Below are 18,443 nucleotides of genomic sequence, written 5' to 3' on the forward strand. Positions count from 1 at the left end.
CTTCAGGCACTCAGATTGCGCAGCACGGCCTGCGTAAACGCCACCGTGTTGCCGCTGCCGCGGATGTCGCCGGTGCGCGCCGAACGATCGGCCAGCGCGGCCGTGGTGGCGCGCGACATCGACGCCGCCATGCGCACCGCGCCCTCGTTGCCGCGGCTGTGGCCCAGCCAGTCGAACAGCATGCGCGTCGACTCGATCATCGCGTAGGGATTGGCGATGCCCTGGCCCGCGATGTCGGGCGCCGAGCCGTGCGTGGCCTGCGCCATCGCGATGTCGCCGTCGCCGATGCACAGCCCCGGCGCCATGCCGAGGCCACCCACCAGCCCGGCCGCCTCGTCCGAGAGGATGTCGCCGAACATGTTGGTCGTGACCACCACGTCGAAGCTCTGCGGGTCGCGCACCAGCCGCATCGCGAAGGTGTCGACGATCACGTCGTCGACGCGCACGTCGGGGTACTCCTCGGCGAGCTTTTTGCACTCCTCGACGAACATGCCGCAGCCGAGCTTGAACACGGTGTCCTTGTGCACATAGGTCAGGTGCTTGCGGCGCTGGCGTGCGAGTTCGAAGGCCGCGCGCGCCACGCGCCGGCTGCCGGTGCGGGTGATCACGCGCACCGACAGCGTGACTTCGTCGTTGGGCCGGAACTCGCCCGAGCCCGCGACCATGTTGCGGTCGGGCTGGAAGCCCTCGTTGTTCTCGCGCACGATCACCAGGTCGACGCCATCGTGCAGGCAACCGATGTCCGGGTACGAGCGCGTGGGTCGCACGTTGGCGAACAGGTTGAAGGTCTTGCGCAGGATCGGATGCGGGTTGATCGCGTTCGGTCCCTTGGGATAGGCGCGGTGGCCGATGGGCCCGAGGATCCAGCCGTCGAGCGTGCGCAGGGTCTCGAGCGTGCCGGGCGGCATGGTGTGGCCGTGGGTCTGGACGCGCGCGCGCGCCGATCGGCAGCGGATGCCAGTCGATGGCCACGCCGTGCAGCTCGGCGGCCGCGCGCGCGATGTCGACCGAGGCGGGCACGATCTCGTGGCCGATGTCGTCGCCGTCGAGGATGCCGATGCGAAGCGATGGAATGTTTTGGTTCGTCATGCCTGCCTCCTTTTCAAGCCGAAGGCGCGGTCAGTGCGGTCAGCGTGCGCAGGTCGGGCAGCGCGGCCAGCGTGCGGCACACCTCGGTGATCCGGCCCGAACGCTGCGCGCCGAGCAGCGGCACCGCGAGCGCGTCGAACTTGGCCTCGAGCTGCGCATCGGAGAGCGGGTTGTGCATCGAGCCGATCGCGTGATCGACCTGCACCTCGACGCGCCGACCATCGCGCAGCAGCGCGCTCACGTGCACCGACTCCTCCGCGATGCCGTCGTCGACCACCGCCTGCACCCGGTTGCGCAGCGCGACCACGCGCGGGTCATTGACCACCGCATCCGAGAACTCCTCCTCGCCCGCACGGCCATGGATCAGGCCCACGGCGCAGCCGTGGTAGACGCTGAACTTGCCCTGCAGCCCGTCCTTCGGCTCCTTCTTGCCCGTGAGCTCGAGCACCAGCGAATGCACGCGCAGCTCGATGCGCTCCACGTCCTCGGGCGCGATGCCCTGCGCGCGCAGCCGCACGCAGGCGTCGATGCTCGGATGGATCACGATGCCGCAGGCGAAGGGCTTGTAGGTGTTGAAGGAGATCTCGAAGCGCTCGCCGAGCTCGTCGGTGACCTCGTGCCAGGCTCGCTTGTCGGAAGCCACCTGCACGAAGCCGCGCGGCGCCTCGAGCGCGCGCTCGCTGGCCGTGAAGCCCTGGCTCGCGAGCAGCGCCGACATCAGGCCCGCGCGCGCCGCGGCGCCCGGATGGAAGGGCTTGGTCATGGTGCCGAACTGCTCGCGCAGGCCCACGGGCTGCGAGGCCGCGATGCCGATCGCCATCGCCGTGCGGTGTTCGTCCAGTCCCAGCAGCCGCGCGCAACCCGCGGCCGCGCCGAGCATGCCGGTCGAGCCCGTGATGTGCCAGCCGCGGTCGTAGTGGTCGGGGTACATGGTGTTGCCGATGCGGCAGGCCACGTCGATGCCGAGCACCAGCGCGTCGATCAGCTGGCGGCCCGAGGCCCCGCGGTGTTCGCCGAGCGCGAGCAGCGCCGAGGCCACCGGGCCGGCCGGATGGATGATGGTCTTCAGGTGCGTGTCGTCGAAATCGAAGGTGTGCGAGGTGATGCCGTTGACGAGCGCCGCGCTGGCCATGTCGACCTTGTCGGCGCGACCCGGCACGCTGGCCTGCGGCGCCGGCTCGAGCATGCGCACGGCGGCGATCGCGGCCTCGGCCGCCTCGTGGCGCGCCGCGCCGATCGCGCAGCCGAGCCAGTTGTAGAAGGTGCGGTGCGCCTCGCGCTCGACCGCGTCGCTCCAGCCGCGCGAGGGATGCGTGGCGACGAAGCGGGCCAGGATGGCGGTGACGGGAGGGGCCGAGGTGTCGGCGGAAACGTGCGTGTTGCGGGCCACTGGAGTTCTTGCTGGTTGCGTTGAGAAAAGGAAAGGGAGCCGGCCGGGCCTACTCGTCGAGCTGGATGTTCCGGGCCTTGGCAAGGGCGGTCCAGCGCGCGATCTCCGAGCCGATGTACTTGCCGAACTGGTCCGGCGTCATCGGCCAGGGCTCGACGGCCTCGCTGGCGAGCTTCTCGGCGAGGTCGGGCGCCTTGAGCACCGCGACCTGGGTCTCGTTGAGGCGGCGCACCACGTCGGCCGGCATGCCGGCGGGGCCGACCGAGCCGTACCACTGCATCGCGTCGAAGCCCTTGAAGCCGACCTCGTCCATGGTCGGCACGTCCTTGAGCTGCGCGCTGCGCTTGCTGCCGGTGACGGCCAGCGCGCGCATGCGGCCGAGCGCAGGTGCGGCAGCGCCGCCGCGAGCCCCGGGAACATGGCCTGGGTCTGGCCGCCCAGCACGTCGTTGATGGCCGGCGCGATGCCGCGGTACGGCACGTGCACCATGACCACGCCGGTCTCCTGCTTGAACAGCTCCATCGTCATGTGCGTGAGCGAGCCCGCGCCGGCCGAGCCGTAGCTCACCTTGCCGGGGTTGTGCTTCACGTAGTCGACGAACTCGGCCACCGTCTTGGCGGGCACGTCGGCATTGATGGCCAGCACGTTGGGCGTGGCGCCGATCATGCCGATCGGCGTGAAGTCCTTGATCGCGTTGTAGCTCACGCGGCGCGTCGCGGGCGTGGTGCCGTGGGTCGCGACGTAGCCCTGCATCAGCGTGTAGCCGTCGGCCGCGGCGCGCGCCGTGTTCTGGCAGGCCACCACACCGCCGCCGCCGCTCTGGTTGTCGATGACGAAGGGCTGGCCCAGCGCGCGGCCCCAGCGTTCGGCGACCACGCGGGCGATCATGTCGTTGCCGCCGCCGGCGGCGACCGGCACGATGTAGCGGATCGGCTTGCTCGGAAAGTCCTGCGCGATGGCGAAGCGGGGCATCGCGATGGTGGCCGAGACCGCGGAAGCGGTCAGCAGCAGTTGGCGGCGTTGCATGTCGTTGTCTCCTTGTTCTGCCGCGCATCTTCTGCCTGGGCGTCATTGCAGTAAATTGCAAGTTTTTCGGGGGTTTATTGCATGAACTGCATGAGTGAGACCCGATGCTGAAGCCCTCGCTGGCCGACCTGCGCGCCTTCGTCACCGTGGGCGAGCTGCAGAGCTTCGCCGCGGCGGCGCGCACCCTGCACTTGTCGCAGCCCGCGCTGTCGCGGCGCATCTCGCACCTCGAGGAGCTGCTGGGCGTGCGCCTGTTCGACCGCACCACGCGCAGCGTAGAGCTCACGCTGCTGGGCCGGCGCTTCCTCGGCCAGATCCGCGGCCTGGTCGACGACCTCGACCGCTCCGTGCTGAGCCTGCGCGACGCGGCCGAGCTCGAAGCCGGCGATGTCACCATCGGCTGCGTGCTGTCGACCGTGCACCACTTCATGCCGCCGGTGATCCAGGCCTTCCGCGCGCGCCATCCGCACGTGCTGGTGCGCATCATCGAGGAGGGTGCCGACGAGGTGCTCGCCAGCGTGAAGCAGGGCGAGGCCGATTTCGCGCTCAACTACATCGGCATGCAGGACTCCGAGGTGGAGTTCACGCCGCTGCTCAAGGAACCCTACGTGCTCGCCTGCCCCGCGGACCATCCGCTGGCGCGGCGCAAGTCCGTGGGCTGGGAGGAGCTCGCGCAGTACCCGCATGCGCGCGTCTCGCAGGCCAGCCGCAACCGCCTGTTCATCGACCAGGCCCTGGCCGAGCTGCCGCCGCTGCCGCGCCCGGTGTGCGAGGTGCGCCACGTCTCCACGCTGATCGGCATGGTCGAGAACGGCCTCGGCGTGGCCGTGGTGCCGCAGCTCACCTTGCCACGCAAGCCGGCGGCCGTGGTGGGCGTGCGGCTGGAACGGCCCGAGATCGGGCGCACCATCGGCGTGATCCGGCGCGCGGGGCGCAGCCTGTCGCCGGCGGCGGCGGCGTTTCTGGAGATGCTGGCGCTGGCGAGCCGCTCGAGCGTGGGGCCGGCCAAGGCGGCCAAGGCGGCGAAGGCCCGGTCGCCGCAACGCACGCGCCGGTCTTGAACGAGCGGCTGGCGTTCACCGAATCGGCGCAAAATGGATACTTCTTGCTACTCCTCTCGCCTCATCGCCTCAGACCGCGTCTGAGCTTTTCATGAACGTCCACCACCGAAACAACATCCGGATCCAGGGTTCCGGGCCGACAGCCATCGTCTTCGCCCATGGATTCGGATGCGACCAGAACATGTGGCGACTCGTGGCGCCACGGTTCGCGGATCGCTACAAGGTGGTGACCTTCGACCTGGTGGGCGCCGGCCAGTCGGACCTCGATGCCTACGACGCCGCGAAGTACTCGAGCCTCCAGGGTTACGCCGACGACCTGCTCGAGGTCGTCCGCGACGTGGCGACGGGCCCGGCGATCTTCGTGGGCCACTCCGTCAGCGGCATGATCGGCCTGCTCGCCGAGCTGAAGTCGCCCGGTACCTTCGCGGCGCAGGTGATGATCGGCCCGTCGCCGTGCTACATCGACGATGGCGACTACGTCGGCGGGTTCGCGCGCGAGGACATCGACTCGCTGCTCGACACGCTCGACAGCAACTACCTCGGCTGGGCGAGCAGCATGGCGCCCGCCATCATGGGCCTGCCCGAGCGGCCCGAGCTCGGCGAGGAGCTCACGGCGAGCTTCTGCCGCACCGACCCGGACATCACCAGGCAGTTCGCTCGGGTCACCTTCCTGTCCGACAACCGCGAGGACCTGGGGAAGCTGCGCACGCCCACGCTTATCGTCCAGTCGTCCGAGGACCTGATCGCGCCGCTCGTCGTTGGCGAGTACATCCACCGGGTCCTCCCCCGCAGCACCCTGCGTGTCGTCGAGAACGTCGGCCACTGCCCTCACCTGAGCGCGCCGGGCGCGTGCTGCGATGCGATCGAGGCCTTCCTCGCCGCGCTGCCGCGTGCGTCGGCGTGAGCCGGATGACGCAGGCCATCCCCGACCTCGCCAGCCTCTTCGACGAGGCACCGTGCGGCCTGCTCGTGACGACGCGCGACGGCACGATCGTCAAGGCCAACGGCACCTTCTGCGACTGGATCGGCATTCCTCGCGACGAACTCGTCGGCGCGAAGCGACTGCAGGACCTGTTCACCATGGGCGGCCGGATCTTCCATCAGACGCACTGGGCGCCTTCGCTGCAGATGCAGGGATCGCTGGCCGAGGTGAAGTTCGACCTGCGCCATCGCGACGGCCGGACCATCCCCATGATCCTCAACGCCCGCCGGCGCCAGCGGCCCGAAGGCGAGTTCGACGAGATCGCGGCCTTCGCCGCCGAGGACCGCAGCCGCTACGAACGCGAGCTGATGGGTGCCAGGCGCAAGGCCGACGCGCTGCTCGTGGCCGAGCGCGAGACGCGCAGCCTGATGCGGGACCGGGCGTTGTTCGCCGAGCAGATGGTCGGCATCGTGAGCCACGACCTGCGCAATCCGTTGTCGGCCATCGTGATGGGCGTGCAGATGCTCGAGCGCGTGGACGGCGAACGCCGCACCCGCATCCTGGGGCATGTGCGCAATTCGGCCGAGCGGGCGCAGCGGCTGATCGAGGAACTGCTCGACTTCACCCAGGCGCGCGTGGGCCAGGGGCTCACGGTCAATCGCCGGGCGATCGACCTGCACGAGGTGGTCGACGGCGCGCTGGCGGAGTTGCGCCTGGCCTACCCGGGCCGGACGATCGAGTACATGCCCGAAGGCGACAGCGCCTGCGTGGCGGACGCCGACCGTCTCGCGCAGCTGATCGGCAACCTCGTGAGCAACGCGGCCGCCTACGGCCAGGTCGACACGCCCGTGTTCGTGCGCTCGGGCGTGGCCGGCGCCACGGCCGAGATCGTGGTGCGCAATCTCGGCGCGCCCATTCCCGAATCGATGCTGGCCGACATGTTCGAGCCCATGGTCCGCGGCGAGACCGGCAGCAACACCGTGCGCAGCGTCGGGCTGGGCCTCTTCATCGTCCGCGAGATCGCGCGCGCCCATGGCGGCGACATGAGCGTGACGTCGACGGTGGCCGATGGCACTTCGTTTGGCCTGCGCTTTCCCGCGCATGCCGAAGCGCCATGATCGCCAGGGTCATCGCGAACCTGTCATGGGCCGCACTGGGCTTTGCCATGCTGGCCGGCGTCTTTGCCGCGTTCGGAGCGCTGCTCCACCTGCTCGCACTTGCCAACGGCCTGCTGCGCGGCTTCCGGCACGACGACGCCGCCGATGACCGCCGCCATGCGACGCACATGTTGGCTGCCGCCGGCATCTGCGCGCTGATCGCCGCTGCCGTGGGCGGTCTCGTGCTGCTCATCGCGTCATTCCAGTGAACGCCTACACATGTCCCAGGTCATCGAGCCGGCGAAGCGCCTCGGCCCCCTCCTCGGACGCCTGCAAGATGTTTCGCAGGATCGCGGGCGTGATGGGCCGGCCATCCTCTGCGACGAGAGGCCGATGCCCGCCGCCCTCCAGCGCCGAGAGCAACGCGCGCGCCTTGGCGAAGACGTCTTCCGTCCGATTGGAGAAAAGCTCCTGATCGAACACCGGGATTCCGCTGGAAAGGCGCCCTCGCACATCGAGGACCCCGAGCTTCGTCACGCGCCGGATCTCGCTCACCAGCGAAGCGGATGGGTCGCACGGCGCAGTGGAAATGGTGACGCGGCTCATCTTCGTGGGGAGGCGACAGGAAATGGATGGTCTTGGCCGGATGCTACCGCCCCTGGACATGCCGACGAGCGAGAGGCGCTTCCACCGCACAAATGAAAACGCCCGATGAGATCCATCGGGCGTCCATCGCCGGCTTCAACGGGCCGGCTCCGTGTCCTTCTCGGGCATCAGCCCGTGAACGACGGCTCAGTGCGAGCTTGCCAGGCGCAATCGCCCCTCAAGCCCCATGCGCATCGCTCGCCGGCAACACCGCCGGCCCCTCGCGCCGCGCCTTCTGGATCGAGCGCACGAAGGCCACGAGCTGCCACACCACGAACACGCCGATCAGGCCCAGCAGCGTGGCGCTGATCGGGCGGTTCACGAACACGCCGAAGCTGCCACGGCTGATCAGCATGGCGCGCCGGAAGTTCTCCTCCAGCATCGGCCCGAGGATGAAGCCCAGCATCAGCGGCGCGGCGTCCAGCTCCAATCGCATGAAGGCGTAGCCGAGGCAGCCGAACACGGCGGTGATGAAGATGTCGTCGAGGCTGTTGTTGACGCTGTAGGTGCCGATGCAGCAGAAGAACAGGATCGACGGGAACAGCACGGCGTACGGGATCTTGAACACCGACAGCCAGTAGCGCACCAGCGGCACGTTGAGCGCGAGCAGGAAGCAGTTGCCCACCCACATGCTGGCCACCAGGCCCCAGAACAGGTCGGGGTGGCTGGCGATCATGTTCGGACCGGGCTGGATGCCCTTGATCACGAACGCGGCCAGCATCAGCGCCATCACCGGGTTCTCGGGGATGCCGATGCTCATCAGCGGGATGAAGCTGGTGCGCGCGGCGGCTTCGTCGGCAGCGGCCTGGCCGGCCACGCCTTCGATGCAGCCGGTGCCGATCTCGTGCTTGTACTTGCTGACCTTCTTGTCGATGGCGTAGGCCGCGAACTGGGCGATCGAGGGACCGCCGCCGGGCAGGATGCCCAGGAACGAACCGATAGCACCGCCGCGCAGCGCGCTCGGGATGATCCGCTTGAACTCGGCCCAGGTCGGGATCAGGTTGATCTTGCCGTTGAAGGGCGAGCGCTCCTCGCGCGCGTCGAGGTTCTTGGTGATCTCGGCGATGCCGAAGCAGCCCAGCGCGATGCTCACCAGGCCCACGCCGTCGGCGAGGAAGGGCAGGTCCATGGTGTAGCGCTGCATGCCGCTGTTGACGTCGGTGCCGATCTGGCCGAGCAGCACGCCGATGAAGCACATCGCGAGGCCGTTGAGCAGGCTGCCGGTGGTCACGAAGCTCACGCACACGAAGCCCACGAGCATCATCGAGCAGTAGTCGGCCGGGCCGAACAGGAAGGCCACTTCGCCGAGCATCGGCGCCATCCACGCCAGCACGACGATCGCGATGGTGCCGCCCACGAAGCTCGAGAAGCCCGCGGTGAACAGCGCCAGGCCGGTCTGGCCCTTGAGCGTCATCGCGTACCCGTCGATACAGGCCACGATGCTGCTGGCATGCGGGATCTTCATCGTGATCGCGCTCACGCTGTCGCCGTACTGGGCGCCATAGTAGATGCCGGCCAGCATGATCAGCGCGCCGCCGGTGGGGGATCGAGTAGGTCAGCGGCAGCAGCAGGCTGATGGTGGCCAGCGGGCCCAGGCCCGGCAGCAGGCCCACCAGGGTGCCCACGGTACAGCCGATGGCGCAGAACAGCAGGTTCTGCATCGTGAGCGCGTGCGAGAAACCGAACGCGAGATTGTTCAAGACTTCCATGGCGCGGTCCTCAGAGCAGGGGCAGGTTCAGGCCCAGCAGCTTCTGGAGCGCGAAAGCCATCGCGACCAGGCCGAGGGAGATCTTGACGTTGCGCACCCACGAGTACGAGAGGCCGGCAGCCGTCGAGGCGAACACCATGAACACGATGCCCGCGACCATGTTGATGTGCTCCGAGATCAGCGCGAAGCCGCAGAGGCTGCCGATCACGATGCCGATGTTGCGCAGGTTGAGCTCCATCGGCTGGCGCGCGACGAAGCGCGAGCGGATCACGGTGGCCACGCCGATCAGGCCGAGCAGGATGCTGACGATGAACGGGAACATGCCGGGACCCGCGCGCGAGAAGTCGCCGATCGGGTAGTTGCGCGCGGCGGTGATGCCGAACAGGAGGGAAATGGCGATGAGGAAGAGCCCTCTGCCTAGGTTGCGGTCGTTCATGTCTGTCTCTGTGGGCGTGCCTGCGCAGCGCGCTTGCGGCCTGTTGTGATGGAGGCAGGGATGCTCGGCGTCGGCGGCTGACCGAAAACTGACACGCGGGCCTCGGGAACTACGTACGGCCGACTACGCCGCAGGTAATCGACGGCCCGCGCCGGCGCGGCGAGGATGCGCGCCTTGCGCCGCTTCTACGCGTTTACCCGAATACCGGAGTCCGCTTGAAAACCTCTAGCCCCCTCGCCCCGATCCGCCCCGCCTGGCTGCTGCTGGCCGGCGCGGTCCATGCCGCCGCCCTCGCGCAGAGCGCGACCGTGACGGCCTCGCCGCCGCCCGCGCCTTCTCCCATGGCCGCGAACGCGCCCGATGCCTGCAGGCTGATGCCGCGCGCCGACATCGAGGCGCTGTTCCCCGGACGCCCGGTCACCGACAAGGGCCCGACCCTGAGCCCCCTGAGCCGCGGCCCGCAGTACGCCGAGAGCTGCACCTACGTGGTGCGCCTGCCGAGCCCAACCTCGAAGACCGATGTCGCGCGTTTCGCGAGCCTGACCGTGATCCGCTGGGGCGACTCGCCCGCGGTCGGGCGCGGCACGGCCAGGGACAGCTTCGCCTCGCTGCGCACCGCGCGCGAACGCGTGGCCGCCGATCCCAAGCTCAGCCTGCGCATCGAGACGCTGGCCGATGTGGGCGAGGAGGCCTTCATCGAGACCAGCGCGCACCGGGTCGCGGTGCAGGCGCGCAAGGGCGACCTGATCGTGCTCGCCAGCCTCGATCCCTATTCGAGCCAGACGCCCGGCAATGCGAGCGCGCTCGCGCGCCAGGCGCTCGCGCGCTGGCAGCCGGGCGTCGGCATGGTGGCGGCCGCGGCGCCGATCGCCGCGCAGGCGGCGGTGGCGGTGCCGGCCGACACGCGCGTGTCGCAGACCGCGCCCGCCGACCAGTGGCCCGATGCCTGCGCGCTGATGACGACCGAGGACGTGAAGGCCGTGTTCCCCGACATGACGATCGCAACGCCGGTGCAGTTCAAGGGAAAGATCACGCACGAGTCGCGCGAGAACCGCATCGAGGAGATTCCCAAGCCGATCGGCTGCCTCTACAACCTGCGCCGCACCGACACCGTCGACGGCAAGCGCGTGACCGTCTCGCACCAGGTGCAGATGAGCGTGCGCAACCTCGCGTCGACGCCCGCGTTCTCGCAGCGCTATTTCGAGATCTCGCGCAAGGTCGGCGAGCCCAAGACGCCGGTGGCGGGCCTCGGCGACGAGGCCTTCATCGACATCCTCAACCGCATCCAGATCCGCAAGGGGCTGCTGAGCGTGGAGGTGCGCGTGGGCGGCGGCGAGCGCGACGCGGCGCTGCATGCGGTGGCGCGCGAACGCGTCAACGCGCTGGCCGCGCGCGTGGCGGCGAAGCTGCCCTGACGCCGCGCCGGCGTTACGCCCTCAGCAGCAGGCCTCCGCTTCGGCATCGGCGTCGCTCATCACCTCGCGCGTGTGCGCATCGGCCGCGAACCACAGCTCGATGCGCAGCGACGAGGAGTTGATGTCCTGCGGAATGCCGAAGGCGCTCTGGAAGGTGGAGAAGCTCAGCACGCCCAGCGACGTGTCGAAGCTCAGGTTGAGGCTCGGCGTGGCGAGCCCCAGCGAGGGCATCTCGGGCAGCCGGCCGTAGCGCCGGTGCAGCGACTCGGCCAGCCGATCGACGCGCGGGCGCAGCGACGGGCGCAGCCAGCTCTCGGTCTGCAATTGCGCGAGCAGGCTGGCGCCGACCTGCGCCGCGTTGCGCGAATGGCTCAGCAGGCCGTCGTCGTGCGCCACGCAGTCGATCATGTCCAGGCCCTCGAAGCGATGCCCGATGGCCTCGCAGTAGGCCGGCATCACGACCGTGCAGAGCCACTGGCCCGCGCAGTTGGTCGCGAGCATCTTCCAGTCGGGATCGAACACCAGGCCCGGCAGCGGGTTGTGCAGCTGCACCATGCGCTGCAGCGCGGCCTCGTTGGCGTCGGTCATGCCGATCCACGACGCGCCCTCCTCGCCGGCGACGGTGGTGAAGCCGCCGAGCGACAGCGCCGCGTTGCGCAGCGAGGTCGGCGCCTCGACCTCGTTCATCCAGGCCAGCAGCAGGTCGCGGCTCGGCGCGGCGCGGCCGGTCTCGAGGAAGCTGACGTGCCGCTGGGACACGCCCAGCCGCAACGACAGATCGAGTTGGGAGATGTTCTTGCTCGCCCTCGTATGGCGCAGCAGCGGAGGCAGGCTCATGGGATCGGGATCCAGGGATCGAAAAGCCCGCCATTGGACCCGATCGGCGCGCCAAACGCTTCGTCTCGCACGCAACAAACACGCGTAATCGGGGTAACAGGCGGTAGCGCCATTGCGCATCGCGGCGGCCATTATCTGGAAGGTTATCGACGCCCTTCGGCAGCGGCGGCAACATGCCTTCGCACCGTTGCCAGAGGCCTCTCGCGCACCGGTCGCAGCGCCGGTCCGGCGTTCCCCGGACCGCACGCTCGCCGCGCGCCGCGCGCGGCCTCCACCCGCCTCGTCCACCGCATCGAACCCTTGCCCGCCGCCCATGTCTTTCTGCCGTACCGACGCAGCGCGCGCTCGTCCGAACTGCCGCAGCCGCGCGCCGAAGCGCCTCCGTCCGCCCTGCCATCGGGAGACCCCACGGTGCGCGGCATGACGGGGCTGCCGCCGCACGGCGCGGCGCCGGTGCGCTTCGTCACCGACGGCCCGCTGCCGCACGCCATCGACGGCGGCGCTCCGACCGGCGAGGACGACCCGCTGCTGCGCATGGGCCCGATGCTGCAGGCGCTGGGCTTCCAGTGGTTCGCCTACGGCACCGTGGCGCTGGCGCAGGGCCGGTGGCGGCCCTCGAGCTTCTTCACCGGCCATGCCAATCCGCGCTGGACCGAACGCTATTTCTCGCAGCAATACCAGGAGGTCGATCCGCGCGTCGAGGCCGCGCAGCGCAGCGCCGGCCCGTGGGTCTGGGACCGCGACGGCCTCGCGCGCCAGTGGCCGCCCGAGGACACCCGCTTCGCGCTGCATGAGCGCTTTCTCGAGGACCTGCGCGCCAGCGGCATCGGCAGCGGCGTGCTGTTCAGGCTGCCGGCGCCGCCGCTGTCGTTGCCGCTGGGCGAGCACACGCTGGTGAGCCTGCAGTCGGAGCGCACGGACAGCGCGTGGATCGGCGCGGGCATCGTCGCGCTGGCCCGCATGCTGGCCGAGGACTTCCACCGTCGCGTGCAGTCCTGTGGCCTCACCTCGGCACCGGCGGCCAGCCCGCTCGGCGACATCGGCCACGCTTCGAGGATGCTCAGCGCGATGCAATTGCGCATCCTCGAGGAACTGCGGCAGGGCCGCGGCGACAAGGAGATCGCGCACCGGCTGCAGATGTCGGGCCATGCGGTCGACTACCACCTGCGGCAATTGCGCGCGCGCTTCAAGGTGCGCAACCGCGTGCAGCTCGTGAACGCGGCCGCGCGCGCGATGCCGCCGGGCGCCTGAGCGCGATGTGCGCGAGGCCTTTCGGCCTCACTCCTGCGGAAAGCTCGCCACCAGCAGGCGCACCAGCTCGGCCTGCCGCTGCACGCCCAGCTTGGCGAAGATCTGCTTGAGGTACTGCCGCGCGGTGCCCGCCGACAGCGCCATGAGCCCGGCCGCGCCGGCCAGGTCCTCGCCCTTGCCGAGCAGCACGGCCAGCTCGGCCTCGCGCGCGGTCAGCCCGTAGGCCTCGACCAGCCGGGCCGCGGCGATGGTGCCGTCGGCGCCGGCGTTGTGCACCATCACCGCCACGCGCGCGCTGCCGAATTCGGCCTGCGCCGACAGGCTGGCCGCCGGCACCACGGACAGGATCAGCGGCCGCAGCGGCGGCATGCGCCGGATGGTCACCGGCAGGCCCCGCGCCGCCACCGCGCCCTCGCTGAGCGCCGCGCGGCGCGACTCGGGCGCGAGCTCGGTCGCGAGCCGCACCGCCTGCCGCAGTCGGCGGTCTTCGGCGCCGTCGCGCGCGCGCAGGCCCTCGCGGTCGGCACGCAGGCCGCAACCGGGTTGCGCCAGCAACGCACTTGCGCTGCGGTTGAGGAACACCACGCGGCCCGCCGCGTCGAGCAGCATCACCGCCTGCGGCGCGAGGTTCAGCATGTCGTGCGCCGCATCGACGCTGGCGCGCGTGCGTTGCCGCAGTTGCGCATGCAGCTGCTCGATGGTCCGCAGGTGCGGCACCAGGGCCTGGATCGAGGCCAGCTCGTCCTCGCGGAAATCGTGGCCCGATTCGAGCGAGCGGCAGTAGCTGAGGCCACGCCAGCCGTCGTGCTCGCGCCAGTACGACACCGCGGCCAGGCCGCCGTTGAGCGGCCGCAGCACCTCCTGGTAGAGCTCGGTGCTGGCCATCGCCCGGCGGCTCAGGAAGGTGGAGGTGCGCACCGGCAGGCCCGAGGCCGTGAGCCGGATCAGCGACTCGTGGTCGGCCATGGTGAGCCACTGGCCGAGCTCGCGCTCCTCGACTTGGCCGAACTGCGTGCAGGCGCGCCACTCGGTGTCGCCGTCGTGCATGCTCGTCATCACCACGTGCTCGGCGCCGATGCACTCGCGCAGCACGTTGAGGTCGACGCCGCCGGCACCCGGCGCCGCCACCTCGGCATACAGGCGCCGGACCGCGTCGGCCAGCGCCGTGGATTCCAGACCCATGTTCCCTCCTGTTCGGGAGTAGCGCGCGCGAAGGCGGATGCGCAGACTCCAAACCCTGCTGTCATTGGCCGGACGGCGGCCGCGCCATGGCGCGCCGCGGCGCGTTCGGGCTCTGCCAGCGTTCTTCGTGAATCCGCATGGCACCGTCCTTCCTTCCCCCTTCGCATGCACCAACGGGTGCCACCCGGCGCGACGCATTGCTGCGTGTCGCGCGCGGCGGCGCCGGCATGCTCCTGTTGTCGGGCTCGCGTCTCGCGCCAGCCTCGGCGGCCTCGAGCGAGGCCTTCTCCCCTGCGTCTTCCGCCCGGCTGCGCTTCGCCCTGCCGCTGCTCGACGAGGCCCTGGCCTCGCGCGCCGCGTGGGAACCGCTGCTGCACCCGCTGTGCGCCGCTGTCGGCTGCGCGCTCGAGACCGCCACGCTGTCCAGCCTCGAATCGCTGGCACGGGCCGTCGCGCACGCCGAGGTCGACGCCGGCTTCCTGGCCCCCGAGGCCGCGCTGCAGGCGGTGGTCGAGGGGCGGATGCGGATTCTCGCCCAGGCGAGGCGCCCCGCGGCCCAAGACCCCAATCGCGCGGTGCTGCTGGTGCGCCGCGCCGCTCCGCCCGACGCGCTCGACCGGCTGCTGGCCGAGCCCCAGGACTGGCGCGTCGCCTACGGCGAGCGGCGCTCCATCGCGGGATACGTGCTGCCGCAGGCGCGGCTGTTCCTGCCGCGCGGCATCGACATGGAGACCGCCTTTCGCACCGAGACCGTCGGCTCCACCTTCGCGGGCAGCCTCGCGCTGGCCAACGGCGATGTCGACATCGCGACCGGCACGCTCGACGACCACCGCCTGTTCTGCCGGCGCTTTCCGCCCGAGGGCCGGCAGCTCAGGATCGTCTGGCAATCGGAGCCCCTGCCCGCCGAGCGCTTCGCCATCCGCGCCGACTGGCCGCGCGCCACGCGCCAGGAGCTCCGCCGCTTCCTGCTGCGCTACGGCACCGCCGCCGGGCCGCGCAGCGCCCGGGAACGCGCCGTGCTGCGGGCGCTGAACGCGCCGGCCGGCTACGAGGCCGCGCCGCATGCGGCCCTGCTGCCGGTGGCGCAGCTGCAGCGCGACCTCGCGCTGCAGCGCGTGCGCGCCGCTCGATGGACCAGCGATGCCGCGCGCGGGCGCCGGCTGGCGCAGATCGCGGCCGACTACGAGCGGCAGAAGGCGGTGCTGCTGCGCGACGAGGAGCGGGCGGCCTGAGTGCTGGTGCGCCGCCATGGTCACCGGTTTCCGTGGCTGCTCGGCAGGACGCTTCGGGCTTCGTGCGAGGATGGCGGGCGTTCATGCCCGCCACCGTTCCTTCGCCACCGATGCCCCTTCGCCGCCCCGCCCTCCTGCTCGCCACCCTCGCCGCCATCGCCGCGCTGGCCGTCGCCGGCTACGGGGGCGCCACCTACTTCAACCTCAACCCCGCGCGCAAGGTCGGCGCGGTGGTCGACGAGTTCAACGGCGTGAAGGTCTACTACAACGGCGGCGTGAACAACGCCGAGGGCCGCGCGCTGTCGAGCGACGGCTACAACCTCGGCATCCAGTACCAGTGCGTGGAGTTCGTCAAGCGCTACTACTTCGAGCGCTTCGGCCATCGCATGCCCGACGCCTACGGCCACGCCCGCGATTTCTACGACGCGACCACGCCGCAGGGCCAGCCGAATGCAAAGCGCGCGCTGCTGCAGTACCGCAACGGGCAGGCCGAGAAGCCGCGGGTCGACGACCTGATCGTGTTCGCGCCGACGCTGCTCAACCGCTACGGGCATGTCGCGATCGTGGCGGGCGTGGGCGAGCGGGAGATCGAGATCGTGCAGCAGAACCCCGGGCCGTTCGGCGAGAGCCGCGCGCGGCTCGTGCTCAAGGCGCGGGACGGCAACTGGCATGTGAAGGGCGGCACCCTGGGCTGGCTGCGGCGCGCGCAGGCGCCGTCCTGAGTCGGGCGCAGGCAGCTCAACGCCAGGGCCGCATCTCCACCCGCAAGGTGCCCGTGAGGCCGGGCCGCGCGTCCTGGATGATCGTCATGTCGAAGGCATAGCCGTCGGTGCCCTGCAGCGGGTACAGCGTGGCCTCGATGCCGGGCTTGCCCGGATGAACGTCCTGCGCACCATAGAAGACACGCCACCCATAAGGAGCGGCGGCATCCGGAAAGGCCTCGACGATGATCAGGTCGCGAAAGACGAAGCCGCCTTCGTAGTGGCGCTTGAGGAACAGCAGCCCGTCGATCTCGTAGTCGGGCACCAGCACCTTGATGTCGAAGGCGAAGCTGACCGAGCCCGAGGCCACGACGCTCTTGCTCGGGTCGAGGAACAGCGAGAACAGGTGCGGGCTCTTGCTGCGGTCGGGCGTGCGCTGCTTGCCCTGGGCCGGAAACAGCTCGTCGTAGCAGCGGAAGATGGCCGAGTTCTCGCGCGCCTCGCGCCGCGTGATCTGCCACTGGGCACCGCGCACGCTGGCCACCACCTCGAACTGGTAGGAGGCCTTCACGCTCTTGCCCTCGTCGAGCGCCGCCTGCACTTCTTCGGGCAGCGTGATGTCGTCGATGTCGAGGATGCCGTCGGCGCGCAGCTGGCCGAACAGGAAGCGCGTGAGGTTCTGGTAGCCCTCTTCCGAATTGACGATGCCGTAGTGCCCCGAGTGGCTGCGATTCACGAACGCGCGCGGCGATCCGACATCCGTTCCGTCGGCCGCCAGACCGTGGGTGGTGGCGTTCTCGATGCGCACCAGGCCATCGCTGGCATCGCCCGCGGCCCAGGCCGAGAGGCCGCCGGCCACCGCGTAGTCGCGCGCGTTGGTGCCCACGAGGTTGAACACCCGCTCGGGCGGGAAGTTCGTTACCAGCGACACGTCGTCGCCCTTGGGCACGGCCATGTAGCCGGCCATGCGCTCGCGGTTGAAGTTGTTGGCGTCGCCGAAGGACAGCCAGCCCGGCACGTTGCGCACGATGCGCATGTCGATGCCGTTGTGCGGCGTGGCATAGGTGAAGAGCTTGTCGACCGCCGCGCGCGCCTCGGCCGAACCCAATTTCGGGTTCTGCAGAAAGGCGCGGCAGACCAGGCCGCCCATCGAATGCGCGACCAGGTAGACCTTGAAGTCCGCCGGCGTCATCTCGTTCTTCGGGTTCGCGCACACCCGCTCGCGCAGGCGCAGGATCAGCTGGCCGAGCCCCTGCGCGAAGGTCTCGATCGGCGGCGTCTTGCCGTTGCCGAAGTCCTTCGAGGCATCGTCGTAGTAGCGGTAGATGACGATGCTGCGGTAGGGCACGGCCTGGTCGGCGCGCGTGGCGGCCATCAGGTCGTCGCCATCGACGAACACGTCCTCGTAGCGGTGGTCGCCCATCAGCCGGACCAGCGGCGACTCGAAATAGAAGCGGCGCATGTCGCCGGTCCAGGCCATGCGGGTCTTGGTCGAGCCGATGTTGAAACCCATGTAGGGGTCGGCCACGGTCTCCTCGATCTCGCCCTGCGTGGCGGCGAAGCCGCGCACGTAGATGATCGGGTGGTAGGGATGCTGTGCGTTGCTCATGGCCGGCGTTCCTCAGAGACCCGCGTAGTCGATGAAGCCCTTGTTCACGCTGTTGACCTTGCGGGTCAGCCTGAACACGCCGATCCCCTCGCGCGATCCGCCCACATTCGAATTGCCCTCGAGCGTCGTCATGATCCCGCCCGTCACGCTCTCGACCAGGCCGGTATGACCCAGGCCGCCACCGTGGTCCATGATGAAGATCATGCCGGGCTGCAGCACGGCCGGGTCGGCCTTGGCCGCGGATGCGTTGATGCGGCGCGCACCCTTGGAAGGCGCGCCGTTCCAGTGCGCGAGGCAGCCCGCGGTCTTGAACAGGGGGTTGGCGCGGCCGAGTTGCCGGGCCGTCTGCTCGAAGCACCAGTAGACGTAGGCCGCGCACCACGAGTGGCCGCCGCCGAGCCCGGTGCTGCGCAGGTAGGCCTCCACGTCGGGCCCCCGGTTGGAGCCGGGCGGCACTTCGCGCACCTGGCGCGCTTCCTCGCCCGACGCGACTACCAATGCGCGCTTCAGCAGATCGTCGGTGGTGCTGGTGGACACGGGCACCTGGTCGTCACCGAACAGCGCGGCCCAGGTGATGCTGCCGACCTCGCCGTCGATCTTCAGCGCATGGCCTTCGCTGTCCACGCTGCGCGACTGGAAGAGCTTGACCGCGCTCTTCATCATCGGGCCGAAGCTCGGCTGCTGGGGATCGAGCTTGACCGCTTCGCCGCCCTTCAGGACCAGCACCCGATTCAACCGGTTCTTGAGTTCCTTGACGATGCGGGCATCGGTTTCGCCCTGCTTGATGACGCGGCCGGGATATTGCATGGCATGGTCCCCCCAAGTTGATCGAATCGACCTC

General features: G+C 70.0%; 16 protein-coding genes and 2 pseudogenes. 8 read left to right on the plus strand and 10 right to left on the minus strand.

From position 1 onward, the window contains the following. Positions 1-2: 2 nt before the first annotated feature. From ACHMXE_RS04675 to ACHMXE_RS04685, 3 genes and pseudogenes are all read right to left on the minus strand, one after another. A complete protein-coding gene (locus ACHMXE_RS04675) occupies positions 3-908 on the minus strand; it encodes an isocitrate/isopropylmalate dehydrogenase family protein (RefSeq protein ID WP_395347047.1) in 906 nt (301 codons plus the stop codon). Positions 909-1,102: 194 nt separating this feature from the next. Continuing rightward, positions 1,103-2,479, minus strand: coding sequence for an MmgE/PrpD family protein (locus ACHMXE_RS04680; RefSeq protein ID WP_209542213.1), 1,377 nt, complete (start codon positions 2,477-2,479; stop codon positions 1,103-1,105). Between the two features lie 49 nt (positions 2,480-2,528). Further along, a pseudogene (locus ACHMXE_RS04685) lies at positions 2,529-3,505 on the minus strand (Bug family tripartite tricarboxylate transporter substrate binding protein). A 104-nt stretch (positions 3,506-3,609) separates the two neighbouring features. Between ACHMXE_RS04685 and ACHMXE_RS04690 the strand changes: the two are divergent. The 4 genes from ACHMXE_RS04690 (at position 3,610) to ACHMXE_RS04705 (ending at position 6,854) form a co-directional block, all read left to right on the plus strand. Further along, complete coding sequence (locus ACHMXE_RS04690) at positions 3,610-4,566, plus strand: LysR family transcriptional regulator (protein ID WP_203206530.1); 957 nt, start codon at positions 3,610-3,612, stop codon at positions 4,564-4,566. A gap of 91 nt (positions 4,567-4,657) precedes the next feature. After that, entirely contained in the window at positions 4,658-5,470 is an 813-nt protein-coding gene (locus ACHMXE_RS04695; RefSeq protein WP_209542215.1) for an alpha/beta fold hydrolase, read from the plus strand. 5 nt (positions 5,471-5,475) lie between these two features. Then, positions 5,476-6,606 (plus strand): PAS domain-containing sensor histidine kinase, encoded by a 1,131-nt coding sequence (locus ACHMXE_RS04700; RefSeq protein WP_209542216.1) that lies wholly within the window; start codon positions 5,476-5,478, stop codon positions 6,604-6,606. Continuing rightward, on the plus strand, positions 6,603-6,854 hold the full coding sequence (locus ACHMXE_RS04705) for a hypothetical protein (RefSeq protein WP_057591029.1): 252 nt from the start codon (positions 6,603-6,605) through the stop codon (positions 6,852-6,854). Before ACHMXE_RS04700 ends, ACHMXE_RS04705 begins: the two co-directional genes overlap by 4 nt. Positions 6,855-6,858: 4 nt before the next feature. Here the strand turns inward: ACHMXE_RS04705 and ACHMXE_RS04710 are convergent, their stop codons facing one another. The 3 genes and pseudogenes from ACHMXE_RS04710 to ACHMXE_RS04720 all read right to left on the minus strand — a co-directional run bounded on the left by ACHMXE_RS04710 (position 6,859) and on the right by ACHMXE_RS04720 (position 9,375). Beyond that, positions 6,859-7,191 carry a hypothetical protein gene (locus ACHMXE_RS04710; RefSeq protein WP_209542217.1) on the minus strand — a complete coding sequence of 111 codons (333 nt, stop codon included), beginning with the start codon at positions 7,189-7,191 and terminating at the stop codon, positions 6,859-6,861. Between the two features lie 217 nt (positions 7,192-7,408). Beyond that, positions 7,409-8,939: pseudogene (locus ACHMXE_RS04715) on the minus strand (tripartite tricarboxylate transporter permease). A gap of 10 nt (positions 8,940-8,949) precedes the next feature. Then, positions 8,950-9,375 carry a tripartite tricarboxylate transporter TctB family protein gene (locus ACHMXE_RS04720; protein WP_057591037.1) on the minus strand — a complete coding sequence of 142 codons (426 nt, stop codon included), beginning with the start codon at positions 9,373-9,375 and terminating at the stop codon, positions 8,950-8,952. Between the two features lie 215 nt (positions 9,376-9,590). On the opposite strand from ACHMXE_RS04720, the gene ACHMXE_RS04725 reads away from it, so the two are divergent. Continuing rightward, positions 9,591-10,790 carry a hypothetical protein gene (locus tag ACHMXE_RS04725; RefSeq protein WP_209542219.1) on the plus strand — a complete coding sequence of 400 codons (1,200 nt, stop codon included), beginning with the start codon at positions 9,591-9,593 and terminating at the stop codon, positions 10,788-10,790. A 21-nt stretch (positions 10,791-10,811) separates the two neighbouring features. On the opposite strand, the gene ACHMXE_RS04730 is transcribed toward ACHMXE_RS04725, so the two are convergent. Continuing rightward, positions 10,812-11,627 carry a helix-turn-helix domain-containing protein gene (locus tag ACHMXE_RS04730; protein WP_395347051.1) on the minus strand — a complete coding sequence of 272 codons (816 nt, stop codon included), beginning with the start codon at positions 11,625-11,627 and terminating at the stop codon, positions 10,812-10,814. A gap of 420 nt (positions 11,628-12,047) precedes the next feature. On the opposite strand from ACHMXE_RS04730, the gene ACHMXE_RS04735 reads away from it, so the two are divergent. Then, complete coding sequence (locus ACHMXE_RS04735; protein ID WP_395347435.1) at positions 12,048-12,878, plus strand: autoinducer binding domain-containing protein; 831 nt, start codon at positions 12,048-12,050, stop codon at positions 12,876-12,878. A 27-nt stretch (positions 12,879-12,905) separates the two neighbouring features. Here ACHMXE_RS04735 and ACHMXE_RS04740 read toward each other — a convergent pair whose 3' ends face one another. Beyond that, entirely contained in the window at positions 12,906-14,060 is a 1,155-nt protein-coding gene (locus ACHMXE_RS04740; protein WP_209542222.1) for a hypothetical protein, read from the minus strand. Positions 14,061-14,287: 227 nt separating this feature from the next. Between ACHMXE_RS04740 and ACHMXE_RS04745 the strand changes: the two genes are divergently transcribed. Together ACHMXE_RS04745 and ACHMXE_RS04750 are read left to right on the plus strand one after the other, a co-directional pair. Beyond that, on the plus strand, positions 14,288-15,292 hold the full coding sequence (locus ACHMXE_RS04745; RefSeq protein ID WP_209542223.1) for a PhnD/SsuA/transferrin family substrate-binding protein: 1,005 nt from the start codon (positions 14,288-14,290) through the stop codon (positions 15,290-15,292). Positions 15,293-15,402: 110 nt separating this feature from the next. Further along, positions 15,403-16,014 (plus strand): CHAP domain-containing protein, encoded by a 612-nt coding sequence (locus tag ACHMXE_RS04750; protein ID WP_209542224.1) that lies wholly within the window; start codon positions 15,403-15,405, stop codon positions 16,012-16,014. A gap of 16 nt (positions 16,015-16,030) precedes the next feature. On the opposite strand, the gene ACHMXE_RS04755 is transcribed toward ACHMXE_RS04750, so the two are convergent. Together ACHMXE_RS04755 and ACHMXE_RS04760 are read right to left on the minus strand one after the other, a co-directional pair. After that, entirely contained in the window at positions 16,031-17,602 is a 1,572-nt protein-coding gene (locus tag ACHMXE_RS04755) for a hypothetical protein (protein ID WP_209542225.1), read from the minus strand. A 12-nt stretch (positions 17,603-17,614) separates the two neighbouring features. Further along, positions 17,615-18,409: a CHAP domain-containing protein gene (locus ACHMXE_RS04760; RefSeq protein WP_209542226.1), complete on the minus strand. Its 795-nt coding sequence runs from the start codon at positions 18,407-18,409 to the stop codon at positions 17,615-17,617. Between the last annotated feature and the right edge of the window lie 34 nt (positions 18,410-18,443).

Origin of the sequence: Variovorax sp. UC122_21, assembly GCF_044056785.1 — a bacterium.
Lineage (GTDB): Bacteria > Pseudomonadota > Gammaproteobacteria > Burkholderiales > Burkholderiaceae_C > Variovorax.

Excerpts from the sequence above, each read along its gene's own strand:
- ACHMXE_RS04675 (WP_395347047.1), bottom strand. The coding sequence starts at position 908 with ATGCCGCCCGGCACGCTCGAGACCCTGCGCACGCTCGACGGCTGGATC.
- ACHMXE_RS04690 (WP_203206530.1), top strand. The coding sequence starts at position 3,610 with ATGCTGAAGCCCTCGCTGGCCGACCTGCGCGCCTTCGTCACCGTGGGC.
- ACHMXE_RS04695 (WP_209542215.1), top strand. The coding sequence starts at position 4,658 with ATGAACGTCCACCACCGAAACAACATCCGGATCCAGGGTTCCGGGCCG.
- ACHMXE_RS04700 (WP_209542216.1), top strand. The coding sequence starts at position 5,476 with ATGACGCAGGCCATCCCCGACCTCGCCAGCCTCTTCGACGAGGCACCG.
- ACHMXE_RS04705 (WP_057591029.1), top strand. The coding sequence starts at position 6,603 with ATGATCGCCAGGGTCATCGCGAACCTGTCATGGGCCGCACTGGGCTTT.
- ACHMXE_RS04710 (WP_209542217.1), bottom strand. The coding sequence starts at position 7,191 with ATGAGCCGCGTCACCATTTCCACTGCGCCGTGCGACCCATCCGCTTCG.
- ACHMXE_RS04720 (WP_057591037.1), bottom strand. The coding sequence starts at position 9,375 with ATGAACGACCGCAACCTAGGCAGAGGGCTCTTCCTCATCGCCATTTCC.
- ACHMXE_RS04730 (WP_395347051.1), bottom strand. The coding sequence starts at position 11,627 with ATGAGCCTGCCTCCGCTGCTGCGCCATACGAGGGCGAGCAAGAACATC.
- ACHMXE_RS04735 (WP_395347435.1), top strand. The coding sequence starts at position 12,048 with ATGACGGGGCTGCCGCCGCACGGCGCGGCGCCGGTGCGCTTCGTCACC.
- ACHMXE_RS04740 (WP_209542222.1), bottom strand. The coding sequence starts at position 14,060 with ATGGGTCTGGAATCCACGGCGCTGGCCGACGCGGTCCGGCGCCTGTAT.
- ACHMXE_RS04745 (WP_209542223.1), top strand. The coding sequence starts at position 14,288 with ATGCTCCTGTTGTCGGGCTCGCGTCTCGCGCCAGCCTCGGCGGCCTCG.
- ACHMXE_RS04750 (WP_209542224.1), top strand. The coding sequence starts at position 15,403 with ATGCCCCTTCGCCGCCCCGCCCTCCTGCTCGCCACCCTCGCCGCCATC.
- ACHMXE_RS04755 (WP_209542225.1), bottom strand. The coding sequence starts at position 17,602 with ATGAGCAACGCACAGCATCCCTACCACCCGATCATCTACGTGCGCGGC.
- ACHMXE_RS04760 (WP_209542226.1), bottom strand. The coding sequence starts at position 18,409 with ATGCAATATCCCGGCCGCGTCATCAAGCAGGGCGAAACCGATGCCCGC.